Consider the following 22,557-nt stretch of genomic DNA (forward strand, 5'->3'; position numbering starts at 1 on the left):
TATCACTGCTGCGCATGCACCTGCTGCACCGCGGCCATCGCCAGCATATCCTCACCGCCGCCGCCCAGCCGCATACCGCGCACCGGACAAGCATCGAGATAATCCACACCCACCGCCAGACGTAAATGCTGGCGCGTACTGCGCGTATTGTTGGTGATATCAAAGCTGTGCCAACTGCCATCCAGCCAGGCTTCAACCCAGGCGTGAGTAGCAACGTGTTCTACATTGTCCGTATAAAGATAGCCGCTGACATAGCGCGCCGGGATCCCGAGACTGCGACAACAAGCCAGAAACACATGGCTGTGATCCTGGCAAACGCCGCTGCCCGCCGCAAATACTTTCGCTGCGGTATCACTCACCTGGGTGCTGCCAGGCTGGTACGGCATTTTTAACAGCAGCTCATCCATCAGTTTTTCCAGGCTGGCGAGCGGTTTTTCCGCGTGCCAGTAGCGCTGTGCGAAATCGCGTATCGCCGCATCGGGCAAGGTTAATGGCGTGGCGCGCAGAAACACCAATGGCGAAAGGATCGATTCAGGGTCGGGGGAATACTCCCCTTCATCCAGAATTTCCACCACCCCGCGTGCGGCAATCTCCAGTTGCTGATGTGGCGTATCCAGCGTCAGCACATGCAACACGTTGCCGTAAGCATCCAGGGTGCGCGTGGCTTCGCACGGTAAATCGAGATCCCATGACAGAATCTGCTGGTGCACCGAGTTCTGCGGCGTCAGGCGCAGATACTGGGTGCTGAGTTTGACCTGATGCTCATAGGCATACCAGGTTTTGTGCTCGATATTCAGTCTCATTTCGCCTCCAGATAGGTCTGATTGATGCTTTCTGCCAGCGCATTGGTCTGCGAGAGAAAGTGATTAAGCCAGCTGTACAACCCGTCACGCGTCAGACTTTCCCAGGTGCTGAAGCGCATTTCGGCCAACAGCACCGTCACCAGATAGCGTGAACGATCCTCACCGCTGCTGCCGATCTGTTCCAGCTGGTTGGCGATCTCCTCAATGCAGGAGTGCAGCGAACGCGGGCTTTCGTTACGCAGGATCAGCATCTCGTTCACCAGATCCGGCATCAGCTGCTGCTTAAAGATCGCGTTATAGGCTTCACGCGCCGACACCGCACGCAGCAAGGTATCGAGGCAGTAGTATTCCCGCACCGAATCGGGGTTCTGCTCCAGCAGTTGCTGGTTGACGCTCAACAAACGCGCGGTACCGTCGCTGCGCTCCATCAGCGTGCCGATACGGATAAAACACATCGCATCGCCACGCAGCAAAGTGCCGAACATCGCGCCACGAAACAGGTGAGAACGCTCTTTAACCCAGTCAAAAAAGCTGTCAGCGTTGGCGCTGGTGATGCCGCGTCGCCGCATGTTACGCATCTCAATCCACGTCGAGTTGATGCTCTCCCACACTTCAGACGACAGACTGCCGCGCACCGCGTGCGCATTGTTCCACGCCTCCTGCCAGCAGCTAAAAATACTGCTAGGGTTGCGATCGTCGAGGGCGAAAAAGTTAAACAGCTGCGGCATGGTGAAACGCCCGTTCAGGGTTTCAAACAGCTGGCGCGTGCCGGTGAGATTGAGCGGCAACAACAGCTCATCGGTTTGGCTGTTACGCACCGGCATCAGCGAAAGCCGGTTGGTGACATCCAGCACCCGGGCAAGTTGTTCTGCGCGCTCCAGATAGCGCGCCATCCAATAGAGGCCACTGGCCGTGCGGCTTAGCATGATGCGTCATCCTCCAGAACCCAGGTGTCCTTGGTGCCACCGCCCTGCGATGAGTTCACCACCAGCGAACCTTCGGTCAGCGCCACGCGGGTTAAGCCACCCGGCACTAAACGAATATCCGCACCGCATAAGGCAAAGGGACGCAAATCGATATGACGCGGCGCCAGGCCGTTGTCGATAAACGTCGGGCAGGTGGAGAGCGAGAGCGTGTCCTGCGCGATATAGTTTTCCGGGCGTGCTTTCAAACGATCGCGAAAATCACTCAGCTCCTGCTGGCTGGCCACCGGGCCAATCAACATGCCGTAACCGCCAGCGCCGTGTACCTCTTTCACCACCATTTTGCTGAGATTGGCGAGGACGTAAGTCAGATCCTGCGGCTTACGGCACTGCCAGGTCGGCACGTTGTTGAGGATCGGATCTTCATCCAGATAGAAGCGGATCATGTCGGGCACGTAGGGATAGATCGATTTGTCATCGGCCACGCCAGTTCCAATGGCATTGGCCAACACCACGTTACCGGATCGATACACCGACAGCAGGCCCGGCACGCCGAGCATCGAATCGGGACGGAACGCCAGCGGATCGAGGAACGCATCATCAATACGGCGATAGATCACATCGACTTTGCACGGCCCGGCGGTGGTGCGCATCATCACCGCACCGTCTTTGACAAACAGATCGGCACTTTCCACCAGCTCAACGCCCATCTGCTGCGCAAGGAAACTGTGTTCGAAGTAGGCGCTGTTGAAGCGGCCCGGCGTCAGCACCACTACCACCGGATCGTTGACCGGTGAGCTTTCGCGCAGGGTTTGCAGCAGGTGTGAAGGATAGCGTTCTACCGGCGCAATATGCTGCTCGACGAACAGTTCCGGGTAGAGGCGCATCATCATCTTGCGGTTCTCCAGCATGTAGGAGACACCAGAAGGCGTGCGCAGATTGTCCTCCAGTACGTAGTACTCGCCGTCGTTGTTGCGCACCATATCGACACCGGTGATGTGCGCATAGATGTTGCGGTGCAGATCGACACCTTGCATGCAGGGCTGATATTGATCGTTTACCAGCACCTGCTCGGCAGGCACGATCCCCGCCTTGAGGATGTGTTGTTGATGGTAGATATCATGCAGGAAGGCATTCAGGGCTTGCACGCGCTGGCGGATGCCGCGATCGAGCATCGCCCACTCACTGGCCGGAATAATACGCGGCACGCTATCGAACGGGATGAGCCGCTCCGCGCCGCCGTCTTCACCATAGACGTTGAAGGTGATGCCCACGCGATGAAACAGCAGTTCCGCTTCTTCGCGTTTCCGCGCCACAGCCTCTTTGTCCGCCTGTTGTAACCACTCCCAGTAATGCTGATAGTGCGCACGGTGTTCGCCGTTGCTCAATAACATCTCATCATAGAAGTGTGACGCTATCTGGTAGCTTTCTTTCATGATTTACCCGGCGCTTGTCAGAGGACCTGGATCCTCTCCTGCACAAAGTGTGCCAGAGGCTCACGCCCCAAACGGCACACGCACCCCGATAGTGGAGCAGCGCCGAATAACACTCAGATTGCACCTTACTGGTGCATTAGCTGCTGCGCAATTGGCAGCCAGATATCCGTCATCGCTCCATCGCCCCCCGTGAAAGGATCGCGCTGCGGCAAAGGTACGCGCGCGATCTGATCTTTCGCCGCGCGTAAACGAGAAGGTTCATCACGCACGGTTTCCGGGGACATCCCTTCAGGATAGGCGCCAACGGCGAAAAAATCGTCTGAGGCGAACACCTGTTTATGGCCGACACCGGCGGGGATCAGCACCGCATCACCCTCACGTAGCGTCACCATACGGCCGCTATCGCCGCCAAACAGCACTTCCGCCCAGCCCGACGCGACGCCCAGAATTTCATGGGTGTTGGGATGGTAATGGGTGTAAGGGAAGATTGGCGCGCGCCACGCGGCCGGCCAGCCGTTAGCCGTGAAGGTTTTTTCAAACCATTCGGCGCTGTTGCTTTGCAGCTCCTCATCATAGTCAGGCGCAATGCTGGGCCAGATGATCAGCGGCAGTAGATTGTTCGGGATGCCGCCCGAGGGCACCGACAGCATCAGATGCTGCGGATTATTTGATGAACCTGCAGAAAAGGTACCGGCGGCGAAAGACATCAGTAACAGCAGGCTGGAAGTGTTGGCAGTCATACTCTTTCTCCGGGAAGCCACGTTGCTTAATTGTGGCAAACCCCGACGGCATTGCAATGTGCGCCCGCCGACAAAATTCACATAACAGAATGATTTACCTTACTAAAGCCAAATTACCTGGCAACATATTTAACATTTTGTGGGACCGGAAAAGCCGCCAATAAACTGTTATAAAAAAACACCTCAATTCTGTATCTGATTCGCTTCACTGTTATGTGATTAACTGGCAGGCAGTAACATTCAGAGGTGAACTATGGAAGCGATCAAACAAATTCTGCTCGATGAAATCGCCACGCTTAACCGTGAAGGCCAGCGCGATAATCTGCCACGCTTTAGCTTATCATTCCTTAAAACCCATCCGGGGCTGTGGGCGATCATGTATCTGTGTTACGCGCTGTGCGTGGCGCTGATCTTCTCCACCGACATGCTTGGCTGGCCAGCGTTTTGGTTCGCCACCGCCTTTGTATTGGTGATGAGCTTCCTGATGCTGATGGATATCAACCCCAAATACCGCTTTGAGGATATCGACACGCTGGATTTGCGCGTTTGCTACAACGGTGAGTGGTATTATGTGCAGCCAGTTTCACAGCAAGCGCTGGATAAAATCGTGGAAAATCCCGGCACGCCCGACCGCGTGCGCAGCGGCATCGATCGCCTGATGAAGCAGAAAGGTGAGGTGGATTTTTATGATGTTTATTACCTGACATGGGGCAATAAGCAGGCAGCAACTATCTGATGAATATCGTCTTGCACGAGATGCGAGACAGCACAGGCTACAAAAATCTGACGCGATGTTGTCAGGTTGCCCTGCAGGTACAACCGGCACATTGATGACAATTCAGACTGACCACATTGGTCATCCTTTGTGGTCAGTCGTGTCAGGGGCCAACATTTTGCGGCAGAGCCCTTAAGCCGACGCCAACTGAGCAATCAATTTCCCTAACGTCTCCACCGCCGCCTCGGCGCGCGCATCCCACGGCCAGGCGGTGTTGAAGCGAAAACAGTGGCTGAATCCTTCACTGCCCGAGAACAGCTGACCGGGCGCGATGCTGATGCCCTCTTTCAACGCCAGATGATAAAGCTGCGTCGTATTGATCTGTTCCGGCAGCGTAATCCACAGGAAATAGCCGCCCGGCGTATCACCGATCTGCGCATCAGCAGGCAGCACATGGCGCAATGCTTGCTGGGCCAGTTGCTTACGCTTTGCCAGCGTCTGGCTCAGCTTCTTTAAATGCGTGTCGTAACTGCGGGTGCTGAGGAAGTCGGCCAATGCCAGTTGCATCGGTGCGCTGGTGGAGAGCGTACTCATGAGCTGAATACGCTGCACGCGCTGCGCATAGCGCCCGGCTGCCACCCAACCGACGCGAAATCCCGCTACCAGATTCTTGGAAAAACTGCCGCAGTGCAGCACATTCCCCTCGCGATCAAAAGCTTTGGCGGGCAAAGGCTTGTCGTGGCCGCTGTAGAGATCGCTGTAAACGTCATCCTCAATCATCGCGACCTGGTAGCGCGACAGCAGAGTGACCAACTGTTGTTTTCGTTCAGCGCTCAGGGTAAAGCCCAGCGGGTTTTGTCGATTGGTCATCAGCCAGCAGGCTTTGACCGGCCAGCGTTGCAATGCCTGCTCCAGCTCGTAGAGATCGATGCCCTGCTCGACATCGCTGGCGATGGCAATCGCATTTAGTTTCAGGCGCTCAATTACCTGCAAGGCCCCGTAGAACGAAGGATTTTCGATCACCACCCAATCACCGGGTTCAGTCACCGCTTGCAGGCTGAGGTTGAGCGCTTCCATCGCGCCGTTGGTGATGACGATATCGTCCGGCGACAAGGTGATGCCCTGCTGGGCATAACGTTGCGCCAGAATTTTCCGCAGCGCTTCGTTGCCGGGCGGCAGGTTATTCAGGGCATCGCTGGGTTTCAGATTGTGTGAGACTTTGACCAGCGAGCGCATCAGCTGACGCTGCGGAAAGAGTTCGGGATCGGGAAAGGCAGAGCCAAACGGCATGATGGCGGGATCGCGCGTGGCTTGCAGCACATCAAACACGAAGCTGTTGGTGTCCGCCTGCTCGGTTTTGGCAATCGCCTGTGTCGGCAAACGTGGGCGGCTTTCGGCAGCACGAGGCGCAACGTAGTATCCGGATTGCGGTTTTGACAGGATCCAGCCCTGGCTTTCCAGCACTTCATAGGCGTGCATCACCGTCATCAGGCTAAGGCCGCTCTGCTCCGCCTGCTGACGTAATGACGGCAGCTTTTCGCCCGGCGGCCAGATGCGCGCTTCGATCTGCGTCCGAAGTTGATCCACCAACTGCTGATATTTCGCCACCCTGGCTCCGATATGGGAAATGAGTGCGGCTATTTTCTCTCACCCTGGCCCCTTCCCGCAAGCGCGAGAGGGGATGGTTGGGATGAGACCATCACCGCACACATGCCCTTACGGCAGCTGCACCAGCTGCTGCTCATTTTCGACAAAGTTCGGCAGTTCGTGGATGCGTTCCGGCGGCACCGGTTTGCCCAGCAAATACCCCTGCAAGGTATCGCAACCCAGGCCGGTGAGGAACGCTTGTTGATCCTGCGTTTCCACCCCTTCCGCCACCACTTTGAGATCGAGTGACTGCGCCAGTGCCACAATGGCGGAAACGATGGTGGCATCTTCCGATTTTGCCTGCAGTTCATTGACGAACGCGCGGTCGATCTTCAACTCACTGGCGGGCAAACGTTTGAGATAAAGCAGGCTGGAGTAACCGGTGCCGAAATCATCGATCGAGGCTTTCACGCCCATATCCGTCAGTTGCGTCATGATACGCACACTCTCTTCCGGATCACGCATCGCCGTGGTTTCCGTCACTTCCAGCGTCAGCAATTCGGCCGGGATCTGATGCTTCGCCAGCGCCTGCGTCACGGTTTCCACCAGGTTGCTCTGCTCAAACTGCAGCGCGGAGAGATTCACCGCGACCGACCAGTGTGGATGGCCCTGCAGATGCCAGCAGTGCAATTGACGGCAGGCTTCGTTAATCACCCAGTTACCGATGTTGATGATCATGCCGGTCTTCTCGGCGATCGGCAGGAATTTGTCCGGTGCCAGCAAACCGCGTGTCGGATGCTCCCAACGTAACAGGGCTTCAAAGCCGAGAATCGGGCCGCTCGGCGCACAGTATTTTGGCTGATAGAACAGACGTAACTCTTTGTTATCCAGCGCTTGCCACAGATCGTTATTCAGCTGTAGCTGCGACTGCGCGAGGGTATTCATCGACGGCTGGAAGAAGTTGTAGCCGTTACGACCATTGTTTTTGGTGTGATACATCGCCGCATCGGCGTTAAACATCAGCTCGCGATCATCTTGACCGTCGCCGGGATAGACCGCGATGCCGATACTCAGTGACACCACCAGCTCATAGCGTGAAATATCAAACGGGCGGTCGACCGCTTTCACCAATGCATCCGCTACCGCTGCGGCGTCATTGGGCTCATCGATTTCGATCAGCAGCACGAACTCGTCACCGCCCATACGTGCCAGGGTGTAGTGCCCTTTCATCTGGCCGATCATGCGCTCGGCCACGGCAATCAGCAGGTTGTCACCCACATGGTGACCAAAGGCGTCATTGACCGCTTTGAAGCCATCCAAGTCCATGAACATCAGCGCAAACTGCGACTTCTCGCGATTGGCTTTGTTGATCGATTGCTCCAGACGATCTTCCAGCAAAATACGGTTAGGCAGGCGCGTCAGGTTATCGTGCAGAGCCAGTTGCGCCAGCTCGCGGTTGGCTTCCGCCAGCGAGTGCGCAAGGATGGAGGTGCGCGCTTGCAGGCGTGCATCCAGCATCGAAACCAGCAACGTAATGCCGAGGATCGCCAGTGTTACCACGGTGACCACAATCGCCAGCCAGTTGCTGTTAACGCCCATGTGCGTGGCATGACTCATCATCGGGAAGCTGGCCGCGGCCATACCGGTGTAGTGCATGCCAGCAATGGCGCAGCCCATTACCACCGAAGCACCAAGACGCAGAATGTTCACGCGACCATGTCCTTCGCGCAGGTTAAAGGCCAGCCACAGGGCCGCCCCCGATGCCACCAGCGCAATCACCACTGAAGCGGCGACCCAGCCCCAATTCCAGACGATGCCCGGCGCAAACATCAGCGCGGCCATGCCCATGTAGTGCATGGCGACCACGCCGGAACCGAGCACCAAAGCCCCGCCCGTTAAGCGCCGCCAGGATAAATCATGCGATGAGCACACCAGCCACAAGGCAAAAATTGATGCCAGGATTGCCACTGCCATCGACGTCGCCGTCAGCAGCGGATCGTAGCTCATCACCATATCCAGGCTCATCGACAGCATGCCGATGAAATGCATCGCCCAGACGCCCACGCCCATGGCGAATCCACCGCCTAATAACCAAATCAGCGCCACCTTGCCAGTTGAAGAAGCCACGCGTCCCGCCATATCCAGCGCGGTAAACGAGGCCAGCATCGCCACCAGAATGGAAACGATGACAGTAAACGAATCGTACGAAGTCACTAACATAGTGATTTCCCAAGTTAAAGCCGTTATCAATCAGCTGTGGTGTTATGAAAAAAAGTCAAGGCTATAGGTTTTATGGTGTGTTTTATCGGCAGGATCACTGCCGATTTGAGTCTTTGAACGATGAAACCTTCCGATGTGGAAGAAAATAAAAACTGTTTATCAGGCGCTGGTTAAGGGCAGCGGGTGCTCAGCAAACAGCGGCGGTGCATTAAACACAGCGGTAAATTCACCGATACGCTCCGCCGGTGTTGGCTTGCCCAGCAGATAGCCCTGCAGCGTGTCAAAACCGAGCCCGGTCAGCAGACGCTGCTGTTCCTCGGTTTCTACCCCTTCGGCCACCATGCGCAGATTGAGACTTTGTGCCAGTGTCAGCATCGCGCTCACGACGGTGGCGTCCTCGCTGTCGGCACGCAGGCTGTTAATAAAGGCTCGGTCGATTTTCAGTTCGGTGGCTTCCAGATGTTTCAGATGCAGTAAATTTGCATAGCCGATACCGAAGTTATCGATCGCCACTTTCACGCCGAGCTGATGCAATTCTGCAATGCGCTGCTGGCTGAACTGCGGGTCGCGCATCGCGATATTCTCGGTAATCTCCAGCATCAGCGCCCCCTCCGGCAGCTGATAGCGCAGCAGTGCATGACGCAAGCTGTCGATGAGATCGCGCTGATGGAATTGCAACGCCGAAAGGTTAACTGACACGCTCCAGTCGCGGTTGCCTTCATCGTGCCACTGTTTTAACTGACGGCACGCTTCGTTGATCACCCAATTGCCCAGCGCCACGATTTGCCCGGTTTTCTCCGCACGCGGCAGGAACATATCCGGCATCAGTAATCCGCGACGCGGATGTTGCCAGCGCAGCAGCGCTTCGAAGCCCATGAGCACCGTGCCGCCTGCGCGGAATTTTGGCTGATAAAACAGGCACATTTCCTGGTATTCCAGCGCATTCCACAGGTCATTCGCCAGCGCCAGCTGATGCTGTGCCACGGCGCTCATCATCGGTTCAAACAGACACCAGCCGTTTCGGCCGCTGTGTTTGGTGTGATACATGGCGGAGTCGGCGTTGAACATCATCTCCTGCTGGCTACGACCGTGCTGCGGGAACACCACGATGCCGATACTCAACGACACCCGCAGTGAATAACGATCCAGTTCAAACGGCGCATCAATCGCATTCACCAGCTGCTGCGCCAGCGCCGAGGCTTGTAAATCATTGTATTGTGGACACAGCAGCACAAACTCATCGCCCCCCAGTCGCGCCAGCAGCACGCCCTCGCCCAGCTGCACGCGCAGACGTTCGGCGACCGCGATAAGCAGGCGATCGCCCACGTGATGGCCCCAGGTATCGTTGACGGCTTTGAAGCCATCGAGATCCATAAACATCAGCGCAAAAGTCTCATCCTGCAACGTGGCTTGCTTGATCTGCGCCGTCAATTGCTGCTCCAGCAGCACGCGGTTGGGAAGCGAGGTGAGATTGTCATGCAACGCCAGCTGGCGCAGTTCACTGTTGGCACGCTTGAGCTTGGCCGCCAGACGCGCCGCGCGTAGCTGAGCGTCCAGCATCGAAACCAGCAGCGTGACGCCGAGAATGGACAGCGTGATAATGGTCACCCATACCGCCAGTCCATCCTCACTGATGCCATGATGTTGCTGCATGGTGCTTGGCACGCTGTACTCCGCTGCCGCCATGCCGGTGTAGTGCATTCCGGCGATGGCAATACCCATCACCAGTGCCGCGCAGACGCGCATGATCCACACGCTCTCGCCCTGACGCAGATGAAACGCCAGCCACAGTGCTGCCCCCGAGGCGGCATAGGCAATCACCACGGAGAGTGCGACCAACGGCATGTCCCAGCGAATCGCCGGTTCAATCATCAGGGCATTCATGCCAATGTAATGCATTGCCACCACGCCGCTGCCGAGTATCAGGGTGCCACTTAACAGCCGACGTGGGGTCAGATGGCTGCCCTGAACACCCTGGGCGAAGGCGAAGATGGCAGAGAGGATCGCCACCAGCAGGGAAACCGTGGTGAGGGTAATGTCATAACGCATGGTCATCGGCATCATCATCGCCAGCATGCCAATGAAGTGCATCGCCCAGATGCCAATGCCCATCGCGGTGCCACCGCCAATCAGCCACATTTTCGCCAGGTAGCCGCGTGATATCGCGACGCGTCCTGCCGTATCCAGTGCGGTAAACGCAGCAATGAAGGCCACGATTAATGAAACCGTGACCAGAACGCTATCCCAGGTAACCAGCAGCATGTGCGCTCCTAAACTCAGCCCGCTGCGGAGCAGGTGCTGTATCGTCAAAAAAGTTCAAAGAGTTCGAAACATTGATTAAGGGTGAGTAATGACCGCACGCAGTGAGGCAGAGGGGGGAGCCGATCCAGATAATTCTGGAAACACCACGCTATGTTTTTTGTTTTTCATCATCCGTCGCAGTCAGAAAAATTAATAATATCTGATTAATGCACGAACATAACATTGAACGATTAATCGCGGTAGAGGGTGAAATCACTCGCTGTTTAGTTTTTTTAACCGGTTGTCACTCCTTGCGATTACTGCATTATCGGCGAAAATTGTGAATTGATTAATGAAAAATCTAACCGCAACGCTCCCAGTGTTGATTTGCTGATCTATAGTAAAGAAAACTGATATAAATCATAAACCCTCCATCTAAGAATATTCCTAGATGCCGGGCACTTACGCAGTAAAGTCGATCGTGGCTCTTGTTTGACTTCGGATTCGTTACATAAATGAATCACCAGGTGAAAAAGCACTGACTACGGATAATCAGTAAGGAATGATTATGAAACTCAAGCTTTTTCTTTTGGCGTCCAGCCTGAGCGTAGTGCTCGCCCCTCATGCGGCTTTTGCCGCCACCACAACGGGAACCATTAATGCGACCCTGACCCTGACCACCGGCTGTCTGGTGAATGGTCAGTCTGCCACCACAGGCGTCAACTTCGGTACCCTGAACTTTGGTAGCAGCGCCGCAACCTTCGATACCCTGAATGCCACGTTGGTCGGCGCATCAGGCAACGGTATCTATGTTCGCTGCACTACCGGCCAGACTTTCAACGTGCAGGTCACCAGCAGTAACGCCGCGCCAGCGACCATTTATGGCACCGTCAGCGGCCAGCCGCGCTATCTGATCCTCGGTTCCAATAACACCCAAGGCATTGCCTATACCCTGTATAGCGATGTGGCATTCACCACCGCCATCGCCAATAACACCAACATTGCCGCCAGCGGCACCACGGACCCGACCTTAGGCACTAACTACGCCATTTATGGTCGTGTGGTGGGCGGCGGGTTTAACCCACTGATTCCGGCAGGGACTTATACCGACACCATTAACGTTGCGGTGAACTACTGAGGTCAGTTGTGGGGTAATCAGGGTGGCCGTGGTGCAGCGTTGGGTGCACATTGCAGGCGGCCTCGCCCTGCTGATAGGGAGCGTCTCTGCCTGGGGGTTGCCAACCGCAACCTTTCAGGTCTCTGCATCAGTAGTGGCAGGCTGTGTTGTCTCCGGTACCAATACCGGGGTCTTTGGCACGCTTAATTTCGGTACGCAATCTGGCGTATCGTCCAGCAGCGTGAGCGCCAGCTATGTGCAAAGCACCACCATCATTCTCGCCTGCACGCCAGGCACCGCCGTTAGCATGAGCATTAATGGCGGCGCCAATTACTCTACTACCCGCAATCTCAAGGTCTCGGGTAACACCAATACCGTGCCCTATTCCCTTTACACCAACGCGGCACACTCCACGGCTATCCCAGTGAATAGCGCCGTGGCGTTGAGTTACAGCAACGCCAATAACATTACTTTGCCGATTTATGGCCTGTTAACGCTGCCCGGCCCCACACGCGCCGGCACTTATACCGACACCTTAACCGTTACGCTTAGCTGGTGACGGCAGTGATAAAGAAGGATGAATAATCATGAACCTGCGCGCCCTGTTACTGTTGTTTATCATGGCACTAATGCCTGCTGCCCACGCTGCCAATTCGCTGATGATTTGGCCCATCGATCCCACCATCAGTCCCGATGATAAAGCCAGTGAGCTTTGGCTGGAAAACCGTGGGAATGCCACCACCATGATGCAGGTGCGCATCTTTAGCTGGCTGCAAGTGGGCGGTCAGGAACAGTATCAAACTCAGCAGCAAGTGGTTGCCAGCCCGCCGATGGTGCGCCTCGAACCGGGTCAGAAACAACTGGTGCGACTCATTAAGCAGGGCGCGCCGGAAGCGGGACGCGAAATGTCCTACCGCGTGGTGCTGGATGAAATCCCTACGCCACGCACGCCCGGCGAAAATCAGGCGGGATTAACCTTCCAGATGCGCTATTCGGTTCCGCTGTTTGTTTATGGTAACGGCGTCACCAGCGACAGTGCGAAGCCGCATCTCAGCTGGCAACAGGTGGACAGTGGTGGCAAACGCTGGCTGGAACTCACCAACCGTGGCAATGGCCATGCGCGGCTGAGTAACGTCACCATCGGTGGTCGCCGCCTGGGCAATGGCCTGTTTGGCTACGTACTGGCAAACAGCAGTAACCGCTGGCCATTAACCAGCAGCGTGAGCGGTGAGCTGTCCGCAGAAGTGAATAAAGGGCACTGGAGCAGCGCGGCCGCGCGTTGATGACGTTTTCGCTGCATCCCTGCACGTTGGCAGTGGCTAGCGTGCTATGCCTGTTACCTCAAATCAGTAGCGCGGAGACCTTTTCCGAGCTACCACCGCCCCCTGCGCTGGAGAACAACGCCAGCGGTCAGCAGTACATGCTGGAGCTGGTGGTGAATCAGAACGCGCGCGGCGATATCGTGCCGGTGGAGCGCAAAAACGGCGACTTTTGGCTGCGCAGTGGCGATTTACAGCGTGCCGGTATCCCTGCAGAGAAACTCCAGGGCGAGCAAATCGATGTGAATCAACTTGCGGAGGTGAAAGCAGAATATGACGAGCGCCGTCAGCGCCTGTTGCTCACCGTTCCGCCCGCCTGGCTGCCCGGCCAGGTGATCGGTAAAGATCAGCGCGGCCCTCGCTACCCGGGGCGAGCCAGTAACGGTGCGCTGCTCAATTACGACTTTTACGCCACGCGTACCGATAATGCCGGTTCCCGCCTGTCGAGCTGGAATGAGCTGCGCGTGTTTGGCCCCAGCGGGCAATTCTCCACCAATGGCGTCTACACCCAACAACTGGAAGGCGGTGTCAGCGGTCAGCAAGAGGGATACATTCGCTACGATACCTGGTTCAGCAATGAAGATGAGAACGATGCAATTAGCTGGCGCGCCGGGGATCTGGTCACCGATGCGCTGAGCTGGAGTAACAGCGTGCGTCTGGGTGGCGTGCAGATTGCGCGTGATTTCAGCGTGCGACCGGATTTGGTCACTTACCCGCTACCGGCGTTTTCCGGCCAGGCCGCAGTGCCCTCTTCCGTCGATCTGTTTATTAACGGTTATCGCAGCACGCAAGCCAATGTGCAGCCGGGTCCGTGGTCGCTGACCAATGTGCCGTTCGTTAATGGCGCGGGCGATGCGGTGATCACCACCACCGATGCCGTGGGGCGCCAGGTCACTACCACGCTGCCGTTTTATGTCTCCAGCAGCCTGCTGCGACAGGGTTTGTCGGATTACTCCTTCTCGGCCGGTGCTATTCGTGAAAACTACGGACTGGACAACTTCGACTATGGCGCAGCAGCAGCCAGCGGCTCTTATCGTTATGGGTTAACCGACTGGCTGACGCTGGAGAGCCATGCGGAAGGCAGCGACAGCGTGGCCACCGGCGGCGCTGGGGGATTGGTGAAGCTCGGCAGCTGGGGCGTGGTCAATGGTGCGCTGGCACAAAGTCAGATGGAAGGTAAACCCGGCACGCAATACAGTTGGGGTTATCAATACAACAACAGCTGGTTTAGCCTCGGCACGCAGCATGTATTACGCACCGCCGATTACGGCAATCTGGCGCTGGTCGGCAGCCGGGGCGACAGCGCCAACACCAGCTACTCACTGGCGCGACGCAGTGCGCAGTACACCGCCAGCGTGTCACTCAATCAATACGGCAGTCTGGGCCTGGCCTACTTTGATATTGCCGGCGGATCGGGCGATCGCACCCGTTTATGGAACCTGTCCTGGAGTAAAAACCTGTGGGGTAACAGCAGCCTGTATATCTCCGCCAGCCGCGATCAGGAACAGGGCGACTGGAGCGGTGCCATCTCTTTGGTGATCCCATTCGGCGAGCAGAGCAGTGCTTCGGTGAGCTATGAGCGCGATCAGCAGGGCAACAACAATCAGCGCCTCTACGTGTCACGCGCTATGCCGACCGATGGTGGCTTTGCGTATGATGCGGCCTGGGCCAATCAGGGTGGCGACAGCGGTGATTACCGCCAGGCAAGCCTGCGCTATCGCAATAACAAAATCGACACCTCAGCCGGATTCTACGGTGATAACGATAACACCACGCAGTGGGTCGATTTCACCGGTTCGCTGGTGCTGATGGATAACCGCGTGTTTGCCGCCAACGACATCAATGATGCGTTTGTGGTGGTGAAAACCGATTACCCGGATGTCACGGTGCGCTATGAAAACCAGGCAATGGGACGCACTGATAATCAGGGCTATTTGCTGGTGCCATCGATCAGCAGTTACTACGGCGCAAAATACGATATCGATACCCTGGATTTACCCGCCGATCGCACCGCACCCAAGGTGGAACAGCGTTTTACGGTGAAACGGAAAAGCGGTTACCTGCTGAACTTCCCGGTGGAGCGCCTGCGTGCCGCCAGCGTGGTGCTGCACGATAAACAGGGGCAACCGTTGCCGATCTCCAGCCAGGTGCTGCGCCCGAATCAGGGTACGGAATATATCGGATGGGATGGCATTGTCTGGATGGAGAATCTGAGCGCTGAAAACCCAATTCATGTGGTGACGCCTGATGGGCGCAGTTGTGATACCACGCTGACCATTGCGGACGGCCAGCCAAAAGCGCTGGAGACCTACGGTCCGCTGACGTGCGACCTGCCGCCGTCGTCGCCGGGTTCGGCGGTCAGCACGGCCAATAATTCACAGTCAGGAATTTCGCCATGAGAAAGTTTCTTCTGCTGCTGGCACTGTTTATCTTGCCGGGCACCAGCTATGCGCTTTGCAGTTTATCGGCCCCAACGGCGACCTTTGGCTCCGTGACCACCTTCGCGGTGGGCTCCACAGTGCAGAACACCTCCAGCACCACCAACGTCAACTGTGGGTCAGGTACGCTGTCGTTGCTGGGCACCGATAACGTCACTTACGCCTTCACCACCGCGACCTATCTTAGCGGCGCGCGCGCGGTGTTGAAAACCGCCAGCACCGGCACGGACAGTATTCCGATTCAGATGTGTATCGACAGCGCCTGTGCCAGCGAACTCACGCAGGGGTCTAACCACGTTTACAGTTCATCGGCGTTGTTAACACTGGGCAGCACGCTCAATTTCAATATTCCGCTCTATTTCCGCACAGTGCCTGGACAGGTGATTGCCGCAGGCAGTTATACGACGACGATTACGCTCACTGTGAGCTATACGGTATGTGCCGGGTTGAACGTAGCAGGTTTATGCGTGGGTACGGTGCAAACCAGTACCGGCACCGCGATGCCGATTACCGTTAACCTGGTTGTGACCAATGATTGCACCACCATCACCGCGCCCAATGTGAGTTTTGGCAGCGCACCCTTGGTGGGAAGTTTCTCCACGGTGCAGCAGACCATCAACGTGGTGTGTTCTAAAGGCAGCACTTTCACTGTGGGGTTGAGCAATGGCAGCTACTACAGCGGCACCACGCGCCAGATGGCGAGCGGGACTAACCGGCTGGCTTATGACATTTATAAAGGCACCACCACCACGACACGCTGGGGACCGACCGGCACTGACCGCTGGAGTAGCGCCAGCGCCACCTCTCTGAACGCGGATCTGGTGACGCGCAACTTCACCTATACAGCGCAGATTCTGACGACGCAGAATACGCCAGCGGCGGGGAGTTATACGGATAGCGTGGTGGTGGATCTGTCGTTTTAGGCAGGGCATGGGCGACGATGTCGTTTATAGGCCCGATGATTGCTTTTCACTGCGCCATACCTACATATCTGCATAAACAAAAAAGCAGCCCCTTGAACAAGGGGCTGCTTTATTCGAATCGCTTCTTAACGGGCTGACATGAGGCCCGTTGTCAGCCAGGGCTTTACAGCGAAGCTCCCACCGGCGTGCCGCCATGGCGCGCCTGATACTGCTTCACCATGCGACCAATCAGCAGCGTGCCGATCAATCCGCACACTGCCGCGAATGACAACCACACGCCGGGCATCGCTTTATCGCCCGTGGCATGGATCAGGTAGCTTGAAACCGCTGGCGTGAAGCCACCAAACAGCGCGGTCGCCAGACTGTACGCCAGAGAGAAACCGGTGGCGCGCACTTCAGCCGGCATAATTTCCGCCAGATAGACCACCATCGCACCGTTATAGCTGGCATACAGGAACGATAACCACAATTCCGCTTCCACCAGATGCGCAAAGGTGGGCGATCCCACCAGCCAGTGCAGCACTGGCCAGGTGGTAAGAATCATCAGGATAGTAAAAGTGATCAGCAGCGGGCGGCGTCCTATGCGGTCTGACAGCGAACCCATCACCGGCAGCCAGATCAGGTTAGAGATGCCGACAAACAGCGTCACCATAAAGCTCTGCTCGTCGCTCATCATCAACACGGTTTTGCCAAAAGTCGGGGTGAAGGCGGTGATCATGTAGAACATCACCGTGGTGGTCACCACCATCAGCATCCCCGCCAGTACCAATGCCCAGTTCTCACCGACCGAGCGCATAATCTGTCCCATGGAAGGATGCTGCTTGCGCTTGCTGAACGCTTCGGTTTCTTCCAGCATGCGGCGGATCCAGAACAGGAACGGCACAATCATACAACCGACAACGAACGGAATACGCCAGCCCCACTCGGTGACCGCATCCTTCGCCAGCAGATGGTTCAGGCCGAGGCCGAGCAGCGCCGCGAAGATCACCGCAACCTGCTGGCTTCCAGACTGCCAGCTAACATAAAAACCTTTGCGTCCTTTTGGTGCTACTTCAGACAGATAAACTGACACACCGCCCAATTCCACACCCGCAGAGAAGCCCTGCAGCAAACGACCCAGCAGAATCAGAATCGGTGCGGCGGCACCCAGCGTGGCATAGCCCGGCACCAGGGCGATGGTGAGTGTGCCCAACGCCATCAAGCCCAATGTCAGCAACAGTCCTTTACGGCGTCCGTGATGGTCGATGTAGGCACCCAGAATAATCGCGCCAAGTGGACGCATCAGGAAGCCCGCACCAAAGGTCATCAGCGTGAGCATCAATGAAGCAAAGGGATCATCTCCGGGGAAAAAGGTTTTGGCGATCGCCGTAGCGTAATAGCCAAACACCATAAAATCGTACATCTCAAGAAAGTTACCGCTGGTAACGCTAAAGATGGTTTTGGCCCCGCCTTGCGATGGCTTTTGTAAAGATTGACTCACGCTCATGTTGTCCTTCCTGGGTTTTTCTACCGTTGTAGCGGGTTGCGCCAGGAATAGATGTGATCGGCTTCACCATTGCAGTTTACAAAAGTGAGACCAAAAGTAACAAGAAATTAACATTAACGGCAGGAGCAAATAAAAAGGGCCGCTATCGATAGCGGCCCTTATGAGCGATAAGAGGGGGTGATTTATTTCTTCACCGTCTCCATGCCCATCAAACCAATCTTCAGATAACCCGCTTCACGCAATTGATCCATCACGCTCATCAGGGTTTCATAATCCACTGACTTATCCGCCTGGAAGAAGATGGTGGTGTCTTTCTTGCCTTCGGTCTGCGCCGTCAGCGCATTCACCAGCGTCTCTTTGGTGACCGCATCGTTGCCGATATAGATCTGCTTATCTTCCTTAATAGATAGATAAACCGGTTTTTCCGGACGCGGTTGCGGTGCGCTGGTGGAGGCAGGCAGGTTAACACGCACATCCACCGTGGCTAATGGCGCGGCGACCATAAAGATGATCAGCAGAACCAGCATAACGTCGATAAACGGCGTCACGTTGATTTCATGCATTTCGCCATCGCCTACCGAGTCATCGTTTAAACGCATCGCCATAATACTTATCCTACGCGCAGTTTCTGTGCCGCCGTCGGACGGGTCGCTTCTTTCGCGGTGTCCACATTGCCGAGATCCAGATCGCGGCTCTGCAGCAGCATCACCTGCGCCGCAACATCACCCAATGAGGCTTTGTAGCTGGCAATCATGCGCGCGAAGACGTTGTAGATAACAACAGCAGGAATAGCAGCAACCAGACCAATCGCGGTCGCCAGCAACGCTTCTGCGATGCCCGGCGCCACAACAGCGAGGTTGGTGGTCTGGGTTTTAGCGATACCGATAAAGCTGTTCATGATGCCCCAAACGGTACCAAACAGACCGATGAAGGGTGCAACAGAACCGATGGTAGCGAGGAAGCCGTTACCGCGACCGGCATGACGGCTGAATGCCGCAACGCGACGATCAAGGCGGAAGCTGGTACGTTCCTTAATGCCATCAAGGTCTTCGGTACCTGCAGAGAGTTCCAGCTCATTCTGCGCATCGTTCAGCAACACCGCACTATGGCTGTTACTTTTGAAGCTTTCAGCGGCGCGGTAAGCATCATTAAGCGAACGCGCTTCGCCCAGCGCCTGCTGTTCGCGTTTCAGGCGACGTTTCGCCCCGCTCAGCTCAGCAAACTTGCCGAAGAAAATCGCCCAGGTGACAACCGAGGCCAGTAACAGGCCAATCATCACCACTTTTACCACGATATCGGCATGCTGATACATGCCCCAAACGGAGAGGTCCGTTTGCATCAAATCACTGGCTACCACGCTGCGTCTCCAACTTCTGTTGCACAGTTCACGATTGAAGCGCGGATCATAGCAAAAAAATTGACCGAAGTGATAGTAGTTCTCATTACTATTTACAAACGATTAATGCTTCAATTTCTAACAATCTATGTGGTTTTAATGGATGCGCTGGCTGATGTTTTACAAATGTGACCTAAATTGAAAATTTATTAAAACATCGTTTCAAAATGTGATGTATTTCATCCAATCAACATTTGACCACTTTTTCGCCAGCGCAATTTCACTATTCTGAGCCAGCCCTTCCCGATTGTGGTGTGCCTGACACCGCTAATGATCACTAAGCTGGAGCAATAATAATGACATCTAAAAAACGACTCACGATTGCAATCTCTTCTCTGGTTATGCTGCTGGCGAGTGGTGCTCACGCCAAAGTGTTAAAAGTCGCGGAAGTACAGCCCGCCGGTTATCCCACTGTGGTCGCGCTGCAGCATATGGGCGATAAGTTAAAAGAAGCGACGCAAGGACGATTAGAGTTGAAGGTTTACGCTGGCGGCGTGCTGGGCGATGAGGATCAAACGCTGCAGCAGGTTCAGCTCGGCGCGATTGACATGATTCGCGTCTCGCTGGCTCCTGTCACCACTATCGCCCCTGAAACCAGTGTGCTAACCCTGCCCTATGTGTTCCGCGATGAAGACCACATGCACAAGGTGCTGGATGGCGATGTCGGCAAACAGATTGTCGAAAAATTCGATAACGATCCCCGCACGCGCATGGTGTTCCTCGGCTGGACCGACGCGGGCACACGCAACATGATCACCAAAAAACCCATCACCAAACCCGAAGATTTACAGGGGATGAAAATTCGCGTGCAGAACAGTGCCATTTCACTGGCCACGCTGAAAGCGATGGGTGCCAATCCTGTGGCAATGGGCGTCAGCGAAGTGTTTAGCGCCATGCAAACCGGCGTGGTCGATGGCACAGAGAACAATCCACCGACGTTTGTCGCCCACAACTATCTTCCCGTGGCGAAGTACTACACCCTGAGCGGCCACTTTATTCAGCCGGAGATGATCCTGTTCTCTAAAGCCTCGTGGGGACGGCTTTCCGCAGAAGATCAGGCGCTGCTGAAGAAACTCGGCAAGGAAGCGCAGGATGAAGAGCGCCAGCTGTGGGCCACTTACACCGCCCAGTCAGTGGAGAAAATGAAAGCCGGCGGCGTGACATTCCAGGACACCAACCGCGATTACTTTATGAAAGCCACGCAACCGGTGCGCGACCAGTTTGGCGGCAATTATCAGGATCTGATGAAACAGATTGCGGATGTGAAATAACCCTCTCAGCGCCGCGCGACCGCGTGGCGCCTTGCTCAGGTAACGAAGCATGAATGCATATTCCCGTTTGATGGATGGGCTCTATCTGTTGTGCATGGGCATCGCGGCGGTAGCCCTGTTGATCATGGTCACGGTGATACCCATCGGTATTTTCGCGCGCTATGTGCTAAATGGTGCCCTCTCATGGCCGGAGCCGGTCGCTATCGTCTGCATGATCATCTTTACCTTTATTGGTGCGCCCGTCGGATTGCGGGCAGGCACACACATTTGTGTGTCGATGGTGACCGATCGCCTCTCTGAGGCTGGGCAAAAATGGGCACAACGGCTGTGCAACCTGCTGCTGATCGTGGTCTGTCTCATCCTGCTGCAGGCCAGCTACAGCTTGTGCGAGGCCATGTGGATTCAACCGCTGGCGGCAATGCCTGCTGTGACGTATGGCGAAATGTATCTGCCCATTCCAATCGGCGCGCTGTTTACGCTGCTGTTTGTGATCGAGCGAATACTGAATGGCGATCAAAGTCAGCGTCCGCTGGTGACGCTGGGCGGCACACACTAAATTCGGAGCACTAAAATGGATGCTTTCATTCTGGTTGGTAGTTTGGTGTTGCTGCTGTTGGTCGGCTTTCCGGTGGCGTTTGCCGTGGGGTTTGCCGCTTTTATTGGCGCCTGGTGGATTGATTTGCCACTGGAAGCCGTGGTGATTCAGATCACCAACGGGGTCAACAAATTTTCACTCCTCACCATTCCGTTCTTCATTTTGGCCGGGGCGATCATGGCCGAGGGAGGGATTGCCCGCCGCCTGGTGAACTTTGCCTATATCTTCGTCGGTTTTATCCGCGGGGGCTTGTCGTTGGTGAATATCGTGGCATCGACATTTTTTGGCGCCATTTCAGGATCGTCAGTGGCCGATACCGCCTCGATCGGGTCGGTGATGATCCCGCAAATGGAGCAAAAAGGTTATCCGCGAGATTTCGCCGCCGCCGTGACCGCCAGCGGTTCAGTGCAGGCGGTATTAACGCCGCCCAGCCATAACTCCGTGATCTACTCGCTGGCCACCGGTGGCGTCGTTACCATATCCTCGTTGTTTGTTGCGGGTATTATCCCCGGGCTGATGCTGGGATTCTGTTTGATGGTGATGTGCCTGGCGTTCGCACGCAAGCGCGGTTATCCCAAAGGCGAAGCCATTCCGTTGCGTCAGGCGGTGAAAATCTTCTTCGATGCGTTCTGGGGACTGTTTACCATCGTCATTATTTTGGGCGGTATTCTTTCCGGCATTTTTACCGCTTCGGAATCCGCTGCGATCGCCTGCCTTTGGGCGTTTTTTGTCACGATGTTTATTTATCGCGATTTCAAATGGAATCAGCTGCATATTCTGGTGTTTCGTACCATCAAAACCGTCACCATTGTGATGGTATTGATTGCCTTTGCGGCGGGCTTTGGCGCAGTGATGACCTTTATGCAACTGCCGACCATGATCACCGATGCCTTCACCAGCATCTCTGATAATAAATACGTGATTCTGATGTGCATCAACGTGTTACTGCTGGTGATCGGCACCTTGATGGACATGGCCCCTATTATTCTGATTTTAACCCCAGTCTTGCTGCCCGTTGCCACCAGTCTGGGCATCGATCCTGTGCATTTTGGCATGATTATGATGACCAACCTGGGTATCGGTCTGATCACCCCGCCGGTCGGTACCGTGTTGTTCGTTGCCAGCGCCGTCAGTAAACAGAAAATTGAGCAAGTGGTGACGGCCATGCTGCCCTTCTACGTCACGCTGTTTTTCATCCTGATGCTGATCACTTACGTGCCCGCGCTATCGCTGTGGCTGCCGCATGTCATGGGTGTGATGTAACGCGAAATCGCAGGGACGCGCTTTTGCCCGGCCAATTCATCGACTGACTCCGATAATCCGCAATCAGGGTCAACCCACTGCGGT

At 55.7% G+C, this 22,557-nt stretch carries 19 protein-coding genes; 9 read left to right on the top strand and 10 right to left on the bottom strand.

Annotation, left to right across the window (positions count from 1 at the left end; genetic code table 11):
* Positions 1 to 2 precede the first annotated feature (2 nt).
* The 4 genes from FD737_RS12985 to FD737_RS13000 all read right to left on the bottom strand — a co-directional run bounded on the left by FD737_RS12985 (position 3) and on the right by FD737_RS13000 (position 3,902).
* Positions 3 to 803: a transglutaminase family protein gene (locus tag FD737_RS12985; protein ID WP_034828459.1), complete on the bottom strand. Its 801-nt coding sequence runs from the start codon at positions 801 to 803 to the stop codon at positions 3 to 5.
* Positions 800 to 1,729 (bottom strand): alpha-E domain-containing protein, encoded by a 930-nt coding sequence (locus tag FD737_RS12990; protein ID WP_160833671.1) that lies wholly within the window; start codon positions 1,727 to 1,729, stop codon positions 800 to 802. Before FD737_RS12990 ends, FD737_RS12985 begins: the two co-directional genes overlap by 4 nt.
* Positions 1,723 to 3,162 (bottom strand): circularly permuted type 2 ATP-grasp protein, encoded by a 1,440-nt coding sequence (locus FD737_RS12995; RefSeq protein WP_097118120.1) that lies wholly within the window; start codon positions 3,160 to 3,162, stop codon positions 1,723 to 1,725. Before FD737_RS12995 ends, FD737_RS12990 begins: the two co-directional genes overlap by 7 nt.
* A 125-nt stretch (positions 3,163 to 3,287) precedes the next feature.
* On the bottom strand, positions 3,288 to 3,902 hold the full coding sequence (locus tag FD737_RS13000; protein ID WP_160833672.1) for a cupin domain-containing protein: 615 nt from the start codon (positions 3,900 to 3,902) through the stop codon (positions 3,288 to 3,290).
* A gap of 253 nt (positions 3,903 to 4,155) precedes the next feature.
* Between FD737_RS13000 and FD737_RS13005 the strand changes: the two genes are divergently transcribed.
* Positions 4,156 to 4,638, top strand: a complete 483-nt coding sequence (locus FD737_RS13005; protein WP_097118122.1) for a YlaC family protein — start codon at positions 4,156 to 4,158, stop codon at positions 4,636 to 4,638.
* Between the two features lie 171 nt (positions 4,639 to 4,809).
* Here FD737_RS13005 and FD737_RS13010 read toward each other — a convergent pair whose 3' ends face one another.
* From FD737_RS13010 to FD737_RS13020, 3 genes are all read right to left on the bottom strand, one after another.
* Complete coding sequence (locus FD737_RS13010; RefSeq protein WP_160833673.1) at positions 4,810 to 6,225, bottom strand: PLP-dependent aminotransferase family protein; 1,416 nt, start codon at positions 6,223 to 6,225, stop codon at positions 4,810 to 4,812.
* A gap of 108 nt (positions 6,226 to 6,333) precedes the next feature.
* Positions 6,334 to 8,424, bottom strand: a complete 2,091-nt coding sequence (locus tag FD737_RS13015; RefSeq protein ID WP_160833674.1) for a bifunctional diguanylate cyclase/phosphodiesterase — start codon at positions 8,422 to 8,424, stop codon at positions 6,334 to 6,336.
* A 159-nt stretch (positions 8,425 to 8,583) separates the two neighbouring features.
* Positions 8,584 to 10,686, bottom strand: coding sequence for a bifunctional diguanylate cyclase/phosphodiesterase (locus tag FD737_RS13020; RefSeq protein ID WP_160833675.1), 2,103 nt, complete (start codon positions 10,684 to 10,686; stop codon positions 8,584 to 8,586).
* Positions 10,687 to 11,233: 547 nt separating this feature from the next.
* Here FD737_RS13020 and FD737_RS13025 point away from each other — a divergent pair.
* Genes FD737_RS13025 through FD737_RS13045 form a run of 5 tightly spaced genes read left to right on the top strand, consistent with a single transcriptional unit; the run spans position 11,234 to position 16,462 of the window.
* Positions 11,234 to 11,803 carry a spore coat protein U domain-containing protein gene (locus tag FD737_RS13025; protein WP_160833676.1) on the top strand — a complete coding sequence of 190 codons (570 nt, stop codon included), beginning with the start codon at positions 11,234 to 11,236 and terminating at the stop codon, positions 11,801 to 11,803.
* 22 nt (positions 11,804 to 11,825) lie between these two features.
* Positions 11,826 to 12,341 carry a spore coat U domain-containing protein gene (locus tag FD737_RS13030; RefSeq protein ID WP_160833677.1) on the top strand — a complete coding sequence of 172 codons (516 nt, stop codon included), beginning with the start codon at positions 11,826 to 11,828 and terminating at the stop codon, positions 12,339 to 12,341.
* Between the two features lie 25 nt (positions 12,342 to 12,366).
* On the top strand, positions 12,367 to 13,065 hold the full coding sequence (locus FD737_RS13035) for a molecular chaperone (RefSeq protein WP_370523077.1): 699 nt from the start codon (positions 12,367 to 12,369) through the stop codon (positions 13,063 to 13,065).
* On the top strand, positions 13,062 to 15,500 hold the full coding sequence (locus FD737_RS13040) for a fimbria/pilus outer membrane usher protein (RefSeq protein WP_202404541.1): 2,439 nt from the start codon (positions 13,062 to 13,064) through the stop codon (positions 15,498 to 15,500). The genes FD737_RS13035 and FD737_RS13040 overlap by 4 nt, the downstream gene beginning before the upstream one ends.
* Positions 15,497 to 16,462, top strand: coding sequence for a spore coat protein U domain-containing protein (locus FD737_RS13045; RefSeq protein WP_160833680.1), 966 nt, complete (start codon positions 15,497 to 15,499; stop codon positions 16,460 to 16,462). Before FD737_RS13040 ends, FD737_RS13045 begins: the two co-directional genes overlap by 4 nt.
* A gap of 163 nt (positions 16,463 to 16,625) precedes the next feature.
* On the opposite strand, the gene FD737_RS13050 is transcribed toward FD737_RS13045, so the two are convergent.
* The 3 genes from FD737_RS13050 to exbB all read right to left on the bottom strand — a co-directional run bounded on the left by FD737_RS13050 (position 16,626) and on the right by exbB (position 19,287).
* Positions 16,626 to 17,948, bottom strand: coding sequence for an MFS transporter (locus tag FD737_RS13050; protein ID WP_160833681.1), 1,323 nt, complete (start codon positions 17,946 to 17,948; stop codon positions 16,626 to 16,628).
* Between the two features lie 182 nt (positions 17,949 to 18,130).
* On the bottom strand, positions 18,131 to 18,553 hold the full coding sequence (gene exbD, locus FD737_RS13055) for a TonB system transport protein ExbD (RefSeq protein ID WP_034828432.1): 423 nt from the start codon (positions 18,551 to 18,553) through the stop codon (positions 18,131 to 18,133).
* Positions 18,554 to 18,558: 5 nt separating this feature from the next.
* The gene (exbB, locus tag FD737_RS13060) at positions 18,559 to 19,287 is read right to left on the bottom strand and encodes a tol-pal system-associated acyl-CoA thioesterase (RefSeq protein ID WP_072017041.1); all 729 of its coding nucleotides are present in this window, start codon (positions 19,285 to 19,287) and stop codon (positions 18,559 to 18,561) included.
* A gap of 353 nt (positions 19,288 to 19,640) precedes the next feature.
* Here exbB and FD737_RS13065 point away from each other — a divergent pair, with 353 nt between their 5' ends.
* The 3 genes from FD737_RS13065 to FD737_RS13075 are packed head-to-tail and all read left to right on the top strand — an operon-like array spanning position 19,641 to position 22,473.
* Entirely contained in the window at positions 19,641 to 20,615 is a 975-nt protein-coding gene (locus tag FD737_RS13065) for a TRAP transporter substrate-binding protein (RefSeq protein ID WP_097118131.1), read from the top strand.
* 49 nt (positions 20,616 to 20,664) lie between these two features.
* Entirely contained in the window at positions 20,665 to 21,171 is a 507-nt protein-coding gene (locus FD737_RS13070) for a TRAP transporter small permease (protein ID WP_097118132.1), read from the top strand.
* Between the two features lie 15 nt (positions 21,172 to 21,186).
* Positions 21,187 to 22,473 carry a TRAP transporter large permease gene (locus FD737_RS13075; RefSeq protein WP_034828425.1) on the top strand — a complete coding sequence of 429 codons (1,287 nt, stop codon included), beginning with the start codon at positions 21,187 to 21,189 and terminating at the stop codon, positions 22,471 to 22,473.
* Positions 22,474 to 22,557: the final 84 nt, after the last annotated feature.

Origin of the sequence: Pantoea sp. Seng, assembly GCF_009829935.1 — a bacterium.
Taxonomy (GTDB): Bacteria; Pseudomonadota; Gammaproteobacteria; order Enterobacterales; family Enterobacteriaceae; genus Pantoea; species Pantoea communis.